Source organism: Paenibacillus sp. FSL W8-0194 (assembly GCF_037969745.1).
GTDB classification, from domain to species: domain Bacteria; phylum Bacillota; class Bacilli; order Paenibacillales; family Paenibacillaceae; genus Paenibacillus_AQ; species Paenibacillus_AQ cookii.
In genome coordinates this window covers 2,246,997-2,262,091 of record NZ_CP150205.1, presented here as the reverse complement: position 1 = coordinate 2,262,091, position 15,095 = coordinate 2,246,997, and the positions used below count along the sequence as shown (strand labels likewise).

At 55.0% G+C, this 15,095-nt stretch carries 9 protein-coding genes; all 9 read right to left on the bottom strand.

The annotated features are described in order from the left end of the window. Window positions 1–179: 179 nt before the first annotated feature. Window positions 180–926 carry a CAP domain-containing protein gene (locus MKY58_RS10095; RefSeq protein ID WP_339324412.1) on the bottom strand — a complete coding sequence of 249 codons (747 nt, stop codon included), beginning with the start codon at window positions 924–926 and terminating at the stop codon, window positions 180–182. A gap of 360 nt (window positions 927–1,286) precedes the next feature. Then, a complete protein-coding gene (locus MKY58_RS10090; protein ID WP_339324411.1) occupies window positions 1,287–1,748 on the bottom strand; it encodes a GNAT family N-acetyltransferase in 462 nt (153 codons plus the stop codon). Next, window positions 1,738–2,928 (bottom strand): formate-dependent phosphoribosylglycinamide formyltransferase, encoded by a 1,191-nt coding sequence (purT, locus tag MKY58_RS10085; RefSeq protein ID WP_339325106.1) that lies wholly within the window; start codon window positions 2,926–2,928, stop codon window positions 1,738–1,740. The genes MKY58_RS10090 and purT overlap by 11 nt, the downstream gene beginning before the upstream one ends. 213 nt (window positions 2,929–3,141) lie before the next feature. After that, window positions 3,142–5,013 (bottom strand): ABC transporter ATP-binding protein, encoded by a 1,872-nt coding sequence (locus MKY58_RS10080; RefSeq protein WP_339324410.1) that lies wholly within the window; start codon window positions 5,011–5,013, stop codon window positions 3,142–3,144. Then, a complete protein-coding gene (locus MKY58_RS10075; RefSeq protein WP_339324409.1) occupies window positions 5,010–6,782 on the bottom strand; it encodes an ABC transporter ATP-binding protein in 1,773 nt (590 codons plus the stop codon). Before MKY58_RS10075 ends, MKY58_RS10080 begins: the two co-directional genes overlap by 4 nt. A gap of 592 nt (window positions 6,783–7,374) precedes the next feature. Beyond that, the gene (locus MKY58_RS10070) at window positions 7,375–11,031 is read right to left on the bottom strand and encodes a dynamin family protein (RefSeq protein ID WP_339324408.1); all 3,657 of its coding nucleotides are present in this window, start codon (window positions 11,029–11,031) and stop codon (window positions 7,375–7,377) included. Between the two features lie 222 nt (window positions 11,032–11,253). After that, window positions 11,254–11,526 carry a hypothetical protein gene (locus tag MKY58_RS10065; RefSeq protein WP_036715558.1) on the bottom strand — a complete coding sequence of 91 codons (273 nt, stop codon included), beginning with the start codon at window positions 11,524–11,526 and terminating at the stop codon, window positions 11,254–11,256. A gap of 46 nt (window positions 11,527–11,572) precedes the next feature. After that, on the bottom strand, window positions 11,573–12,238 hold the full coding sequence (nth, locus tag MKY58_RS10060; protein WP_036715557.1) for an endonuclease III: 666 nt from the start codon (window positions 12,236–12,238) through the stop codon (window positions 11,573–11,575). Window positions 12,239–12,329: 91 nt separating this feature from the next. Continuing rightward, on the bottom strand, window positions 12,330–15,062 hold the full coding sequence (locus MKY58_RS10055; RefSeq protein WP_339324407.1) for an S-layer homology domain-containing protein: 2,733 nt from the start codon (window positions 15,060–15,062) through the stop codon (window positions 12,330–12,332). Window positions 15,063–15,095 lie beyond the last annotated feature (33 nt).

Here is a 15,095-nt window from a genome sequence, read left to right as displayed (position 1 = left end):
TTCTAGGATCAATTTGCAAATCCGACGGTCGTTTTGCACCGTTTTCATTTCGCCTTGAAACCATGATTCCATGCAAAAACGGGCTGGCGTTCCATCCGTTTTTCAAATAAAAAAAGCCCGTTCCATCAGGAAACGGACTTTTTCTTAAAACCGCAAGCTTACGATATATAATATTAGAATTAGTTCGCGATAAATTCTTGCACCCAGTACCCGTTGTAGTAAGCCACGCCGATTGTCGTGTAATTGCTGTTCAAAATGTTGGCGCGGTGTCCTTCGCTGTTCATCCAGGCGTTCATGACATCTGCAGGGGTTTTTTGGCCCTTAGCGATGTTTTCGCCCGCATAGCTGAAAGAAATGCCATATTTTTTCATCATGTCGAACGGAGAGCCGTACGTCGGGGAATTGTGGTCGAAGTAGTTGTTGTTGCTCATGTCCTTCGCTTTATCCATCGCCATATTGGACAATTTTGCATTTTCCGTCAGCGGCTTCAAGCCCGCTTTGGCGCGTTCCTGGTTGACCAGCTTGACCACTTCGGCGTTATAAGCCGATGGGTTCGAAGACGTTCCGGTCGACGGTTTGGACGTTTCCGGCTTGGATGGTGCAGGCTTGGAAGGCTGCGGCTTGGACGTTTCCGGCTTCGAAGGCGTCGGTTTCGAAGGTGCCGGCGTTGTCGGCTGCGGGTTCGTTGCCTGGCCAGCGCCCGGGAATTGGAATTGATATTTGAATACGTAATCACCGCCGTTGTTTTGCAGCCATTTCTCCACATAGCTTTGCAGATCCTGCAGGTTTTGGAAGCCGCTTGGCGCCGGTACGGAATTTTGCTGGGCAGACGCTGCCGATGCCGGACCTGCTCCAATCAGACCCACCGCCAAAACGGCGGCACATGCCGTGCTGACCAATGTTTTCATCACTTTATTGTTCTTCATGGATACATCTCCTTCTCATGGTGTTGTTGCTCGAACCGATCCATTCCGGTTACAAAGTTGTCATTTCTTACTCCCACATTGTAACATGTTTGTATTCCTTGTGTAGGCCTCAAATATTGGAAGTGAATTTCCAGAAATCCGATTCCAGGCTTGATACGAAAAGCGGGGGGCTTTGACGCTACCGGGGTTTATGTCGAATTTCGGCGAAACAAAGTCCGTATGCCTCGCCGAAGCTCCAAACGGCAACGGGAGTGAGCCTCCCTAAGTTTTTTTCAGCCCCTGACTCCGGCAGGAATTCGCGGGCAAACGACAAAAAAGCCCGTCCCGAAACGGGACGAGCGTATCATCATGTATAGTGAATTAGTTCAGTTTTCTCACGAATTGATATCCGATTTTTTCGAAACCGATATGTTCATAAAATGCATGCGCCGGTGCTCTTTCTACCCGATTGCCGCTCACCAGGAAAAGCGTTTGGCTTCCTTGCTTTTTGCCCCACTCTTCCGCGCTGCGGATCAGCCTTTTGCCGATGCCTTGACCGCGGTGTTCCTTGGCCACGATCAGAGCCGACACCTGCGTCGCCGTCTCGTTTCTCGCAAAGGACTTCACCTGATTCAGCGCAACCATGCCGATGACCTTGCCGTCAAGTTCAGCAACCATTGTGCAAAGCTTCGGATTGCTCTCGGAAGCTTCGATCCGCTCGCGCATCACGTTAATGGTTGTCGGATAATTCAGTTCCCGCATCAAAGCCACGACGGCTTCGAGGTCGCTGTCGCAATTCGAGAAACGTATTTGCAGGGCGGGTGCCAGAATGTTACTGTTCATGATCATATTCCTCCACTTTTAAAAGACTGGCGGCATGTTTCGCCGTATTCCGTGCTTTCTGAAGATCCCCATCAGCGCTTAAGGCGACAGCCATTCTTCGGCCGGCTCTCGTCTCAGGCTTGCCGAACACCCGGACTTGGGTCCGCGGCAGGCTGAGCGCTTCCTCTATGCCTCCAACAGTAAAATTCGTACTTGCGTCGTCCGCTTTCAAAGTTGCCGAAGCACCCGGCGTCAGCAATTCGACCGACGGGATCGGAAGTCCGAGAATCGCTCTGACGTGCAGGGCAAATTCCGATAAATCCTGGGTGATCATCGTCACCATCCCGGTATCATGCGGACGTGGCGAAACTTCGCTGAATATGATTCCATCTTTCGTAACAAACAGCTCGACTCCGAAAACGCCATAACCGCCCAATTCGTCGGTGATGGCTTTCGCGATGAGCTCCGCTTCCTTCAATTGATCCGGGCTGAGCTCATGAGGCTGCCAGGATTCAACATAGTCGCCGTCTTTCTGAATGTGGCCGATCGGTTTGCAAAAGGTGGTGCCGCTTACAGAGCGTACGGTCAGCAGCGTGATTTCGCTTTCGAACGAAACAAACGATTCGACGATGACGCGGCTGTTTTTGGCGCGTCCGCCTTCCATGGCGGCGTTCCAGCATGCTTCAACATCATCCTCCGTACGGCACACGCTTTGGCCTTTGCCGGATGAGCTCATGATCGGCTTGACCACGCATGGCGTTCCCAAAACGGCAACTGCTTTCTTCAGCTCCTCCAAACTATCGGCAAAACGGTAATCCGCAACCTTCAGGCCAAGCTTCTCGGCGGCCAGACGGCGGATGCCTTCGCGGTCCATCGTCAGGCGCGCGGCCCGTGCCGTCGGAACGACGCGGTACCCTTCTTCCTCCAGCTCAAGCAGCGCCTCGGTTGCGATTGCTTCTATTTCAGGTACAATCAGATCCGGTTTTTCCTGATGAATCATCTGTTTCAGGGAATCGGCATCGAGCATATCAATCACATGGGACCTATGCGCGACCTGCATGGCGGGCGCATGTTCGTATCGGTCCACGGCAATGGTTTCCACGCCCAGTCTCTGGGCTTCCAGTACTACTTCTTTCCCCAATTCGCCGCTGCCCAGCAGCAGCATTTTCTTGGCATGTGCAGAAAAAGGAGCACCCCACACCACTTCCCTATTCCCCCCTACTAGTGTATACCACATCTGTATACCTCAATCACTATTTTCGGGGTTTAGGAGAAAGATTGCAAGAGTGCTCCGACATTTTCCTCTAATGTTCACAAACTTTCCTCATTTTTAGGCCTTAAGGCTGTCGAATCGGTGAGGAAGTTCATTGATTTTACAGAAGTTTGTTGTGAAATGTTCCAAATCGTTTCTGGATCAAACGAATTTAAACTGGGCTTCGATCAGGCCGTGGTACGTTCCGCGCTGACGCATCAGCTCGGCATGGTTGCCCTCTTCCTTGATCTCCCCGTGATCCAGCACGACGATTTTGTCGGCGTGGCGGATCGTCGACAGACGGTGCGCCACGATAAACGAAGTCCGGCCTTCCAGCAGCACCTTCAGCGCCTCCTGAATTTTCAGCTCCGTTTCCGTATCGATGCTCGCCGTCGCTTCGTCCAAAATGAGAATCCGCGGATCGGCCAAAAGGGCGCGCGCGAAGGAAAGCAGCTGGCGCTGACCCATCGACAGCATGTTGCCGCGCTCCTCGACCTCCGTATCGTAGCCGCCCGGCAATTTTTCGATGAATTCGTGGGCGTTGACGGCTTTTGCCACCGCTTCGATTTCTTCGTCGGTCGCATCCAATCGTCCAAACCGGATATTGTCGCGGATCGTGCCGGAGAAAATAAACGTATCCTGAAGGACGATGCCGATCTGGCTGCGCAGCGTTTCCAGCTTCACGTCGCGGATATCCATGCCGTCGATCGTGATTTTCCCGCCGGAAATGTCGTAGAACCGGCTGAGCAAGTTGATGATCGTGCTTTTGCCTGAACCGGTATGCCCGACGAGTGCGATCGTTTGGCCGGCTTTGACGTCCAGGTTGATCCCTTTCAGCGCCTGACGGCCTTTGACGTATTCGAACACGACGTTGTCCAGCCGGATGTCGCCTTTGATTTTCGGCATCGGCACGGCGTCCGGCTTATCGTCGATGCTCGGCTTCTCGTCGATGAACTCGAAGATCCGCTCGGAAGAAGCCATCGCGACCAGCAGCTGATTGTACATTTGGCCGAGACGGTTGATCGGCTCCCAGAAGCTGCCGACGTAACTCGAAAAGGCGACCAGGAGGCCGACGGTCAACTGGTCATGCTGGATCAAATAAGCGCCGAACCAGAACAGGATCAGCGTACCGATCCCGCCCGTAATTTCGATCAGCGGCCCGAAACCTTGGTTGAGGGCGGAAGCCCGGTCCCAAGATTTTTTGCTGTCCATGTTCATTTTGTCAAAGAACTTGATGTTTTCCTGCTCCTGCGTAAACGCTTGGGTCACGCGGATCCCTTGGATCGATTCGTTCAAGTGGGAGTTGATCCGCGAGTTTTTCATCCGCACGTCCTGCCAAGCCCGGCGGATTTTGATCCGCAGTTTGGTCGATATGAAAAACATGATCGGCACGGTCAAAATGACCGCCAGCCCCAGCTTCCAGTTGATCAGAAGCAAAATGACGACGATGCCCATCAGCTGCACGCAGTCGATCATCAGGTTGACGACGCCGTTCGTAAACAGCTCCTGCAGCGAGTTGACGTCATTCGTGACGCGCACGAGCACCGATCCCGCCGGACGTTTATCGAAAAAGTTGAACGACAGCTTCTGGATATGCTTGAACAAATCGCTCCGCAGATCATATATGACGCGTTGTCCGATAATATTCGTAAATTTGATGCGGAACGTGCTCGCCAGCCACTGAATAATATAAAGCACAAGGACGCATGCCGTAATCGTATAAAGCCAGGTCAAGCTCGGGGAGCTGCCGTCCGTCGGCGCGATCGCCTTGTCGATCGCCATACTCGTCAAATACGGAACCGTCAGCTTCGTCACCGTGCCGAGAACCATCATCAGAATGACCAGCGGCAGCAGCTGTTTGGCATAAGGTTTCATGTAGGAAAACAATCTCGTCAACTGCGACCAGTTAAACGGTTTTTCGATGACTTCGTCGTCCTGGTACACGAAACGTTCCCCGGTTTTGCCGGAGGCGTTGCCCTTCGCTTTGCCCGCTTCTTGATGCGAACGCTTCTCTGCGTTAAAAGCCGTACTCATGAGCTCACCTGCTCTCCTGCATCCCCATTCATCCGGGCAATGTGGTCTGCATATTGTATATGGTATACGTCCTGGTATGGGCCAGGAACCGCAATCAATTCATCGTGTCTGCCCCGCTGCACGACCTTGCCTTCATCCAAAACGAGGATCTCGTCGGCATGACGGAGCGAGGAAATCCGGTGCGCGATAATAAACGTGGTCCGTCCCTTCATGACCTCCTGGAATCCCGCCTGGATCTCGTGTTCGGTTTCCATGTCGACGGCGCTTGTCGCATCGTCCAGGATCAGAATCTTCGGATTTTTGAGCAGGGCGCGCGCGATCGCGATCCGCTGCTTCTGCCCGCCGGACAAGCCCATTCCCCGTTCCCCGACGATCGTGTCGTAGCCTTCGGCCATTTCCATGATAAAGTCATGGGCTTTGGCGAGCTTCGCCGCCCGGATGATCTCGTCCATCGATACGTCCTTCATGCCGTATGCGATGTTGTTGCGGATGCTGGAGGAAAACAGGAACGTTTCCTGGAACACGGATGCCACTTGGCTCCGCAGGCTGTGCACTTGAATATCGTTAATGTTGACGCCGTCCAGCTTGATGCTGCCGCTGTCCACGTTGTAGGCATGCATCAGCAGCTGAATGATGGTCGATTTGCCGGAGCCGGTTCCGCCAAGCAGGCCGATGACCGTTCCCGGAGGCGCATCGAGATTGATGTCCTTGATCGCCGGAAGCTTGTTCCCGTAAGCGAAGGTGACGTTTTCAAAAGTGACGTGCCCCTTGACGTCCTCCGCGCGCAGCGCGATGGCGCCTTCCTTATCCTTCACGTCGATCGGCTGGTTCAACAGCTCCATGACGCGTTCCCCGGAAGCTTCCGACTGCGTGTAGTTGTTGATCAAATAACCGATGTTCCACATCGGGCCGATGATGTACCAGATCAAGCTGAAAAACGCGACCAGGCTCCCGAGCGTCAGCGATTCGCGGATGACCATCGAGCCGCCGACCCCAAGGAGGATGACGACGCAGATGCAGGCTAAAAGCTCCATTAACGGAAAATAGCTGCTCCACAAACCGGATGCAAAGATCTGGTTGTTTTTGTACCGCTCGTTGCGGATGGAGAACTTATCCACCTCATGAGGCTCGCGCGCAAAAGATTTCACGGTTCTGACGCCCGTGATGTTCTCCTGCACCGACGTGGTCAGCGCGCTGAGCGCAAGGCGCATTTCCTGGAAAGCCGGATGAATTTTGTTTTCGAACTTCAGCGCCACGATCACCAGAAACGGAATGCTGATCATCGTGATGAGCGTCAGCTGCCAGCTGATGGACAGCATGACGACGGCGCCGAAAACCACCATCAGAATCGTATTCAAAATTTGCGGAATGCCGAAGGCGATAAACTGGCGAATCGCTTCGAGATCCCCGGTCAGACGGGACATCAGGTCCCCCGTTCTGGCCTTGTCGTAATAACGGAAAGACAAAACCTGGAGTTTCTCGTAACAGCCGTTCCGCAAACGGTAAGCCAAATAATTCCCCATTCTTCCGCCGAAGAAACCGCTTAAAAATTGCATTAGCGCTTTCAAAGACACGACCGCGATGACGGTCAGCGCAAGCGCGGGGACTTTCTCAAAATGCTGCTCCTGGATGGCATCGTCAATCAGCGTGCGGAGCAGGTTCGGGGTTACAAGCCCGAGTGCAGTAGCTATGGCGAGGCAGAGTATAGATAAATATAAAAAACTTCTCTTCTCCCAAAAAAAGCTCTGCATTTGCCTGAGAACATTCATGGTTCTCCTCCTTCATATCATCTCAAAACTTGATCGCTTCACGTTCCGGATTGCATCCATCCGGCGAAACGCCGTCCTTGGAATCCGTTCCCCCGCGGGAAGCCGTTTCTATCTGTCGGAATGCGTGCCCATTCGCCTATCCCGATATCCTTCAAAGCGGATCCTGCCGACCGAACGGCGATTTCAGGCCGTTTCCCCTCGTTTTTGCATTTTTTCCCGGAAGTGACGTCGAATATTTTGAAGTTTATCACCCTCTTCCAAAGGCGGCAAAGAGGATAACCGGGCATATTCTCGCGGCATTGGCAATCAATGGTCATTACCTCGGCTTAATCCTGAATTACTTATCAAATCATTGAAAATCCTCGCGTTCTCTGCCGAACCCAACAAGAAGATCATTCCAGCTGGCAAAAGCTTTCCAAAAAGCGAAATACCGCGGTTAACCATTGGGCCATCCGTTCCCGAAACGGTCTCTTTCCTTTCGAAAAATGACGTTTCAACCGTGCAAGGTTCGTCTCTCCGATCCCCCGTTAAAAAACGAAAAAAGGAAGCGCCTGACAATGACGCTTCCTTTTTCTCCCGCCGGATTTGCCGGTCATATATGGATGTTTTGTTCCATTTCCTCCAGCTGGGCCGCCAAGCGGTCCCAAACTTCAGGCTGCTCCCCGGAAGCCAAGGATGCGTTAGCAGCCTCCAGCGCTTCCTTCAGCTGTTCCCGCAGCCTTTCCGCTTGCCTGGACTGGGCAGCGGCCGCCAATTTGCCGTAGAACTCCACGAGGATTTCCTGCTTTTGGGCGGCTTCCGTGCTTAAAGCTTCTTTGATCACGGGTTCGATGGCGTTTTTCAGCTTCTCCCGGCCGCCCCCTTCGAAGAAATGTTTAGGCGACTTGAAGAGCGGCCAGTAGGCGTTCCAATCCACGAAATGAACCGCCCCCGCTTCCTCCCACTGCGGAGAAGCCCATTCCGATTCCTCCGGCGGCGTCAGCATCATCGCGGCGTCGTATTTCCGAATGTCGTTTACCGCTTCTTCCGCAGCGGTCCGCAGCACCGCCTTGCCTTTGTTCTCCAGGCGCAGCGTCGTCGCCCAGAGCTCCTGCTCCAGCTCGCGGACGATGGTCCGTTCGAGCTCGCGCCCGCAGCCTTCGAAAATCCGTTTCAACTGGCCGGCATCTTCCCGGAGGACCGACGGATGGAAAGCTTCGGCGAAAAACTCGCCGAGACCGAAACCGATCCGCTGCCTGACATGGAAAAGCAGCTCCAGCGTCTCCTGCTCCATATCGCCGGAAAGATCCTGCCCGGCAAAAGATTCGATCCGCTTCAGGGCAAGCCGGCCGACCTCCTGCAGCTGCAGACAGCGCCGTTCGCGCGCCCCTTCGTCCTGGCGGGCCAACCCGGCCCACTCGGCGACCCGCCGGCGCACGGCCGAAATCTCTTGCAGGCTGCCGGCCAAGGACAGCTTTGGCAGCTCTTCGCCGGCAAATGCGCCAAGCGCGTTTTCGAAAGCTTCAAAGGCCGATTCCGCATACAGCCTTTGGTCCCCCGCCAGTTTGCCTTCCAGCGCCTTCATGCTGGATACCGGGTAAATATGCGGAAGCCGGATGCCCCGCGCTTTCAGATTGCCTTCGACATGTTTGACGACCTGCTCCAGCTCCTCTTCCGAGGATGCAAGGTCCGAGGCGTTGACGATAAAAAACATTTTATCGAGCGCAAAGCTGTCCTTCACCCTGCCGAGCTGGGCCAGAAACTGGCGGTCGCCTTTGGAGAAGGCATGGTTGTAATACGTCACGAATACGATGGCGTCCGCATGTTTCATGTATTGGAACGTGACGCCCGTATGCCGGGCATGAAGCGAATCGGCGCCCGGCGTATCCACGAGCACGATTCCCTGCTCCGTCAGCGGGCAGCTGTAATATAAATCGATCCGCTCGACGAAACAGGAGCGCGTCTCGTCGGCGACAAAGGTTTTGTAGCGATCCAAATCCACGGTCTGCACCGTGCCGAGCAGCGCCCGGGTCTCCTGCCAGCCTGCCGCCGCCGCTTTCAGGAACCCGTAATGCGGCAGCCCGGCCGGATGGATCCCTTCCGGCTGAAGCCCTTCGACGGCCTCGATCCAGCCTTCCTCCGGCGGCGTTCCGAGCTGCAGCACGGAGAAGGAATATTCCAGGTCTTCCCGGAATGCGGCCGGCGATTTCATCGTCACCTGGGCGGTGCCGTGCTCAAAGCCGTCCTGCGGGGCGAGGATGCGGTTGATCGCCGCCGTCGTCGGATGCGGCGATACCGGCAGCACGCGTTCGCCGAGCAGGGCGTTGGCGAACGACGATTTCCCGGCGCTGAACGCTCCGAACAGCGCCATCGTAAAGGAGCCGCCGGCCAGCGCCTCGGCCCGGCTCTTCAGCCCCCGCGCGGCGGAAGCGAGCGCGGGATAACGCGCAAGCAGCGCCGCCGCGTCCTGCAGGCGGGCTGCTGCGGCGTCCAGCCGCTGGCGGCGGCCGAAGGCCGCGCCGCCAAGCGGCTCCGCCCCGCTGCGCGGGGCGGCGGCGGGCGCGGTCTCCCGCGCGCCCACGTCCATGCCCTGCGGCTGCGCAGCCGCAGGAGCAGGGGCGCTCACCTCCGGCAGGAAGCCGGGGGTGAGCGTGACGCGCGCCGGCAGCAGCGCCTCGGCGGCTGCCGCGCGCGCCGCGATGTCCCGCTCCAGCTCCTGATAGCGGGACATCGCGGCGGACTTCTCCAGCAGCGCGTTCAGGTCGCGGATCACGCGCTGCTGCTGCTCTTTGGCGGATGCGGCCACATCCGCCAGCACGTCCTCCGCCGCGTTCACCGCGGCGCGGCGGTACATGCCCTTGATGTCTGCCGACAGCATCCGGCAGTAATTCAAAACATATTCGCCGGACATAACCGCATCCGGCTTCACCGAACTCTCCAGCATGCCCTCGCCGATCTCGGGCATCGTCTCCTGCAGCTTTGCCTGCAGCCCTTCCGTCCAGACATTCAGCGATTTGCTCCACTGCTTCAGCAGCTCCAGCAAATGCCACTCGATCTGGGCCGATGTCTGCTCCCGCAGCGCCGCCGCGAACTTGCGCAGCCGCTCCTGCTTCTCCTGCTCCGTCTTGGCGCCGCTGAAAAAGAGCCCTTTCTTGAAGCCGGCCTTCCGGCTTTCCAAAAACGCGCCGGCCAGGTCCCGCAGCTCCGCAGGGGTAATGTTGGCATTGTCGAGCAGCGAATCGACCTGTTTGCGAATGTGCTCGCGCTCCGTTTGCGGCAGCTCCTTCAGCCGCTCCAGCTCTTTGCGGTAGCCGGCGATTTCACCCTCCAGCTTCGCCGCCGCTTCGGCGCCGCCCATTTCCTCCAGCAGCCGCTCCTTCGTTTCCTCAAGCGAATCCGCATATTTCTTGACATGCTGCTCGGCGATATGGCGAGCGGAGCAATCCAGGCTGTAGCTTAGGATCGGCTCCCGCTTTTCGATCAACCGTACGACCAGTTCCTTGATCTGCTTCCATTGGTTGTACGGATGCTCCGGTTCCTTCAGCGACGTAAACAGCAGGCTCACATAATGGACCTGCCAGCGTTTGAACGCAGCCTCCACTTCGGCCCGATAGCTTTCAAAAGACAGCTCTCTTTCGCGGTGTTTATCGATTTGGTTCACGACAAGATACAGCGGTTTGCCCCAATCGGACAAGCTTTTTGCGAAAGCGAGGTTATTTTCCGACTGCACATGGTTGTAATCCATGACGTACAGCACCGTATCCGCCAGATGCAGCGCCGAATGCGTCGCCTTCTGGTGGCTGTCGTCCGTCGAATCCACCCCGGGCGTATCCATGAGCACGCCGCGCTCGCCCAGCAGCGGAATCCGGTCCCACACCTCGACGGAGGAATACGAGCCGCCATTGGTGCAGTATGCGTATAATTCGTCCAGGGAAACCGTTTGAGGTTCGGATGTTTGCCCTGCCCTATTCGCAGCGGCTGCCGGATAAATCAAGGCTTTCGGCTCGCCGTTGCGGATCGAAACGACGTTGGCGCTCGTCGGAACCGGGCTCGACGGCAGCACCTTTTTGCCGCATAAGGAGTTGATCAGACTGGACTTGCCGGCGGAAAAATGGCCGCAAAACGCGATCGTCATCTCCCCTGCCGCAGCTTTTCGTATCAGATCGCTTACCCATTGGGCCGACTGGCGGTCTCCCCAGCCGTCCAATGTTTGCTGCAAATCCTGCAAAGACTCCGTATGAGATTGAATGGTCGGACTCGATGTCGACATACTGCGTTTCTCCCCTTAGCTCTGTCAGTGACTCCGGAATGATCCTGTTGATCACTTTCCAGATTCCTCAAATAGTTACATTTTAACATTTCGGCAGCGGAATGAGAAACATTTTTCGCCGGGAGCCCCCCTTTTTGGGCGGCGACGGGCAAAAAAATAAAACCGAAAATTCCTTTCGGTTTTATGGGATCAAGCCATTGATTCAATTGTGCGCCGCTAACCTTAAGCGTTGGCGTTTTCGATTTCCGGAACGAGAATTTCGAATACTTTGCCATGCTGCAAAATGGTCGTGCCGCGGGACTTGTCCTTCATGACGACAACCTCGGGCTTCACCGACATGCGGTCCAAATAATGTTCCGGAACGTCGCCGGAGTGGCTGACGGTCACGCCTTCGAATTCTTTTTCTTCGTTTTCGGCCAGCTCGGTCTCCATCACTTGGTCCATAATATCGGAAAACAGTTCAAAATTGTCTGTGTACACTGAGATGCATTTCATGTATAATCCCATCCTTCTCCATCTTTGTAGGTCCTATCCTTAATTGCTATTTCTTATCTTTTCTGATTTGGGACGTCTTCATACGTTTTTTCCCTTCGCGGCATACGTCAAGCAGCGGGCAAACCTGGCATTTCGGGTTTTGGGCTTTGCAGTGGTAACGGCCGAAAAAAATGAGCCGGTGATGCGTCAGCGTCCACTCTTCGCGCGGCACCTGCTTCATCAGCTTTTTTTCCACTTCCAGCACCGAATCCTTCCAATTGGCCAGTGCCAACCGTTTCGAGACCCGTTCCACATGCGTGTCCACCGCGATCGCCGGAACGCCAAACGCGTTCGAAACCACGACGTTGGCGGTTTTGCGGCCCACTCCCGGCAGTTTGACCAATTCGTCGTGTTCGCTGGGAACCTCGCCGCCGTATTGCTCCATTAACAGCATGCATAAATTGCGGATATGTTTCGCCTTATTCCGGTAGAGTCCGATTCTGCGGATGTCCTGCTCCAGCTCCTCCAGCGGAACGGCAACGTAATCTTCGGGGGACTTGTACTTTTGAAACAAATCCTTCGTGACCTTGTTTACCGTCTCATCGGTGCATTGCGCCGACAACAGCACGGCGATCGTCAATTCGAAAGCGTTGCTGTGGTTTAATTCACAATGAGCGTCGGGAAACATTTCGCCGATCGTATCCAGTATATGTCGTACGGTGGCTGCCTTCATCGCTTTTGTACCTCCTGCAAAAAAAACGTCTTGATACGGGTAAGACTCCCCGTATCAAGACGGTGTATCTCATGACCATTCCCAAAGCATACTATTGTTTCTGTATTTCGACAATCGTTCCATTGCTTAAATACAAAACAATATTATCATTTTCTTTCAGGGATTGCACGGTTAATGTGGTATCTCCCTGATGGATGTATGCAGCCGGAGAAAGCGGGAATTGGTTGACGTCATTGACATTTTGGCGTTTCACATATATTTCCTTCGCATAACTGTCATATTTCCAAAATGCTTTGGTGGCTACGGAAAGCACTTTGACGACCGAATTTCCGTCCGCATCCTTGCGCACCTCGACGCGGTTGCCCGCCGAAACGTTGGTGATGCTCAGCGCGCTTCCGGCATCGTTCATGATTTTGGAGGAGCTGTCCAGCTTGAACGTTTCCGTCGTTCCGCCATACGTTTTGACCGTAATGCTTGGCGCAGTCGACGAATTGACCGCGGTCACCTCGCCGGTAGTCAGCTTCACCAGCTGAACGGATGCCGGTTCGGTGCCGTTGAAGGTCACGTTCAGCAGTTGTCCTGCACGCAGATCCTGAACCGTGATTGCCTGCCCGTTTTCGTCCTTCAGCGCGGTTTTGTCCACATAGAACTGGCTGGTTACGCCGTCTTTTTTAACCGTTACGCGGGAGTTGGCATAATCCACGCCGAGAAGCTCGAATTGCACGTTCGTTTTGACTTGAATGGTCTGAATCGCGTCCTGGGTCGCATTCAGCACGGCCGCAATGTCGGTGCCGACTTTAACGTCGGAGAGCGAACCGCTGCTTTTTCCGTATACCGAAACGACCGGATTGTTGAACGGCAGCGTGATGCTTTGGCCGTCCGCACCGAGCAGCGTCAGCTTTTTGGTCGTCAAGTTCAAAGAGGATACTTTGCCTTCATATTGGTAAATGACGTCGATCGAAAGCGCCCGGTTCGACAGGTACGTGATATTGACCTTCCGGCCGTTCGTCAGGTATGGCGCAATGCCGTCCAGCGTAGGTTCGGACGCGTTGTAAGACAATTTGGTTTTTTCGTCAAGCGTTACGACGTAAGGCTTTTTATTGGCATCCATCAGCGTCAGCACTCTGGATTTCGGTTCGTATTGAACGACCGTCGCCCCTTTTTTCTGTTCCATCTGGCGGTTCAGAACCTGGATTTTCGTTACCTGATCCTGCGGATTCAGCGTAATTTCCACCTGATCTCCGTTCGTCTCGTCCGCGTTCAAATCGCTGAGCGTCGGCGCGGCGATTCCGCTGATGAAGATCTCCGGTTTTTCGGCAAGCAGCTTCACTTCAAGCTGTCCGCCGTCGCGTTTGTAGGTGATCGTGGCATTGTTCGCCCCGACTTCATACAACGTGCCGCGGATCGTTCTTTCCACGCTCTGCGTCACTTCCACCGTTTCGAGCACATTGTTCTTCACGGTGTATTTGATCACCGCGCCGTTTTTCAGCTCGGATGGGGACAGCAGCTGATTTTGGTATTTGACGACCAGGCTGTCGTCCCAAGTGTAGCTTTCCAGGTCGCCGGACGCATTTTTAATGACCAGGGATTTGGTCGCCGTATCCACGCTCTGCAGCGTGCCGGTTCCGTTTTTGTTGACGACGCCGGATTTCACCTGAACGATGACAGGTTTTTTCGCCGACGTGAACGTCTCTTGGCGGATGACGATTTTGCTGCCGACGACGAGGGCCGAAGGATCGATTTTGGCGCCGTTTTGATCCAGGAACGCCGTGCTCTCGTCATACGTGAATGGTTTGAAGGTGCTGTTCGTTTCCAGCCACAAAATGTTGCCCGGGGAAAGCTTCTGGAACGTGCCCTCTACGCTTTCGAGCTGCTCTTTGGCATCGGTCACCTCTACGTAAGCCGCCTTCGATCCGCTGCCGATGACCAGCACTTTCGTGTATGGCTTCAGGTCGGCAAAGCTGATTTTGCTTTCGGACGCGCTCGTGAAGTACATGGTGGAATTGTCCAATGCATATGTACGGATGGCGCCATCGACGTACAGGTCCAGCTTGTTGCTGCTGAGCCCGGTAACGACGCCTTCCGCCGTGTTGGCATATTTCACGTCGTTATAAGCTTCGGCCCGGCTGAAAAACGTTGCGAGCTGGGCGCGGGTGACGGAGCCTTGAGGATCAAAGCGGTTGCCTTCCACGCCGTTGGTCAGCCCAAGCTCCAAAGCCGCGTTGACGAAACCTCTTTTGGCTGCGGAAATTTTGCCGTTGTCCGCGAAATTGGTCGCTTTGCTCGCAAGCGCCGCCGCTTGGCTTTCTTTGCCCAACGCACGGATCAAAACCTCGGTGATCCATTCGCGGCTTGCCTTGCGTTCGCCCCAGGTCTGTTTGGAGTCGGAAGCCGCGTTTTCGCTCGTTTTATCCAGCAAGTTTTGCTGAATGGCTAGCGCGACGTACGGTTTGAAATAATTGTTGACCTGCATGTTCGACGGCAGCGCCACCGAGGCGTTTTTGTCGACCTTGCCTTCGAGCCCCGCAAAGCGGATCGCCATCGTGACCGCTTCCTGCTGCGTGACGTTGTCATTGGGGCGGAAAAGTCCGTTGTTGCCCAGGAGAATGCTTTGGGAAGCCAGCTTATAAATATGTTTTTCGGCCCAGTATCCGCTTTTGACGTCTTTGAACAGCGCGCTCGCCGCAGTGGATTGGGCTGCCGTATTGTTGGACGCGTTGTCGGCGAACACCGCCGTTCCGGAACCCATGACCATCATGCCTGCGATGACGGCCGAAACTACTTTTTTAGAATGAGATGATGAATTGCTGCGCCGTTTGACCATTCTTTACTTTTCCCCTTTCGAAATGACGGTCGT

Coding starts and splice junctions, on each gene's coding strand:
- MKY58_RS10095 (WP_339324412.1), bottom strand. CDS start 926: ATGAAGAACAATAAAGTGATGAAAACATTGGTCAGCACGGCATGTGCC.
- MKY58_RS10090 (WP_339324411.1), bottom strand. CDS start 1,748: ATGAACAGTAACATTCTGGCACCCGCCCTGCAAATACGTTTCTCGAAT.
- MKY58_RS10080 (WP_339324410.1), bottom strand. CDS start 5,013: ATGAGTACGGCTTTTAACGCAGAGAAGCGTTCGCATCAAGAAGCGGGC.
- MKY58_RS10075 (WP_339324409.1), bottom strand. CDS start 6,782: ATGAATGTTCTCAGGCAAATGCAGAGCTTTTTTTGGGAGAAGAGAAGT.
- MKY58_RS10070 (WP_339324408.1), bottom strand. CDS start 11,031: ATGTCGACATCGAGTCCGACCATTCAATCTCATACGGAGTCTTTGCAG.
- MKY58_RS10065 (WP_036715558.1), bottom strand. CDS start 11,526: ATGAAATGCATCTCAGTGTACACAGACAATTTTGAACTGTTTTCCGAT.
- nth (WP_036715557.1), bottom strand. CDS start 12,238: ATGAAGGCAGCCACCGTACGACATATACTGGATACGATCGGCGAAATG.
- MKY58_RS10055 (WP_339324407.1), bottom strand. CDS start 15,062: ATGGTCAAACGGCGCAGCAATTCATCATCTCATTCTAAAAAAGTAGTT.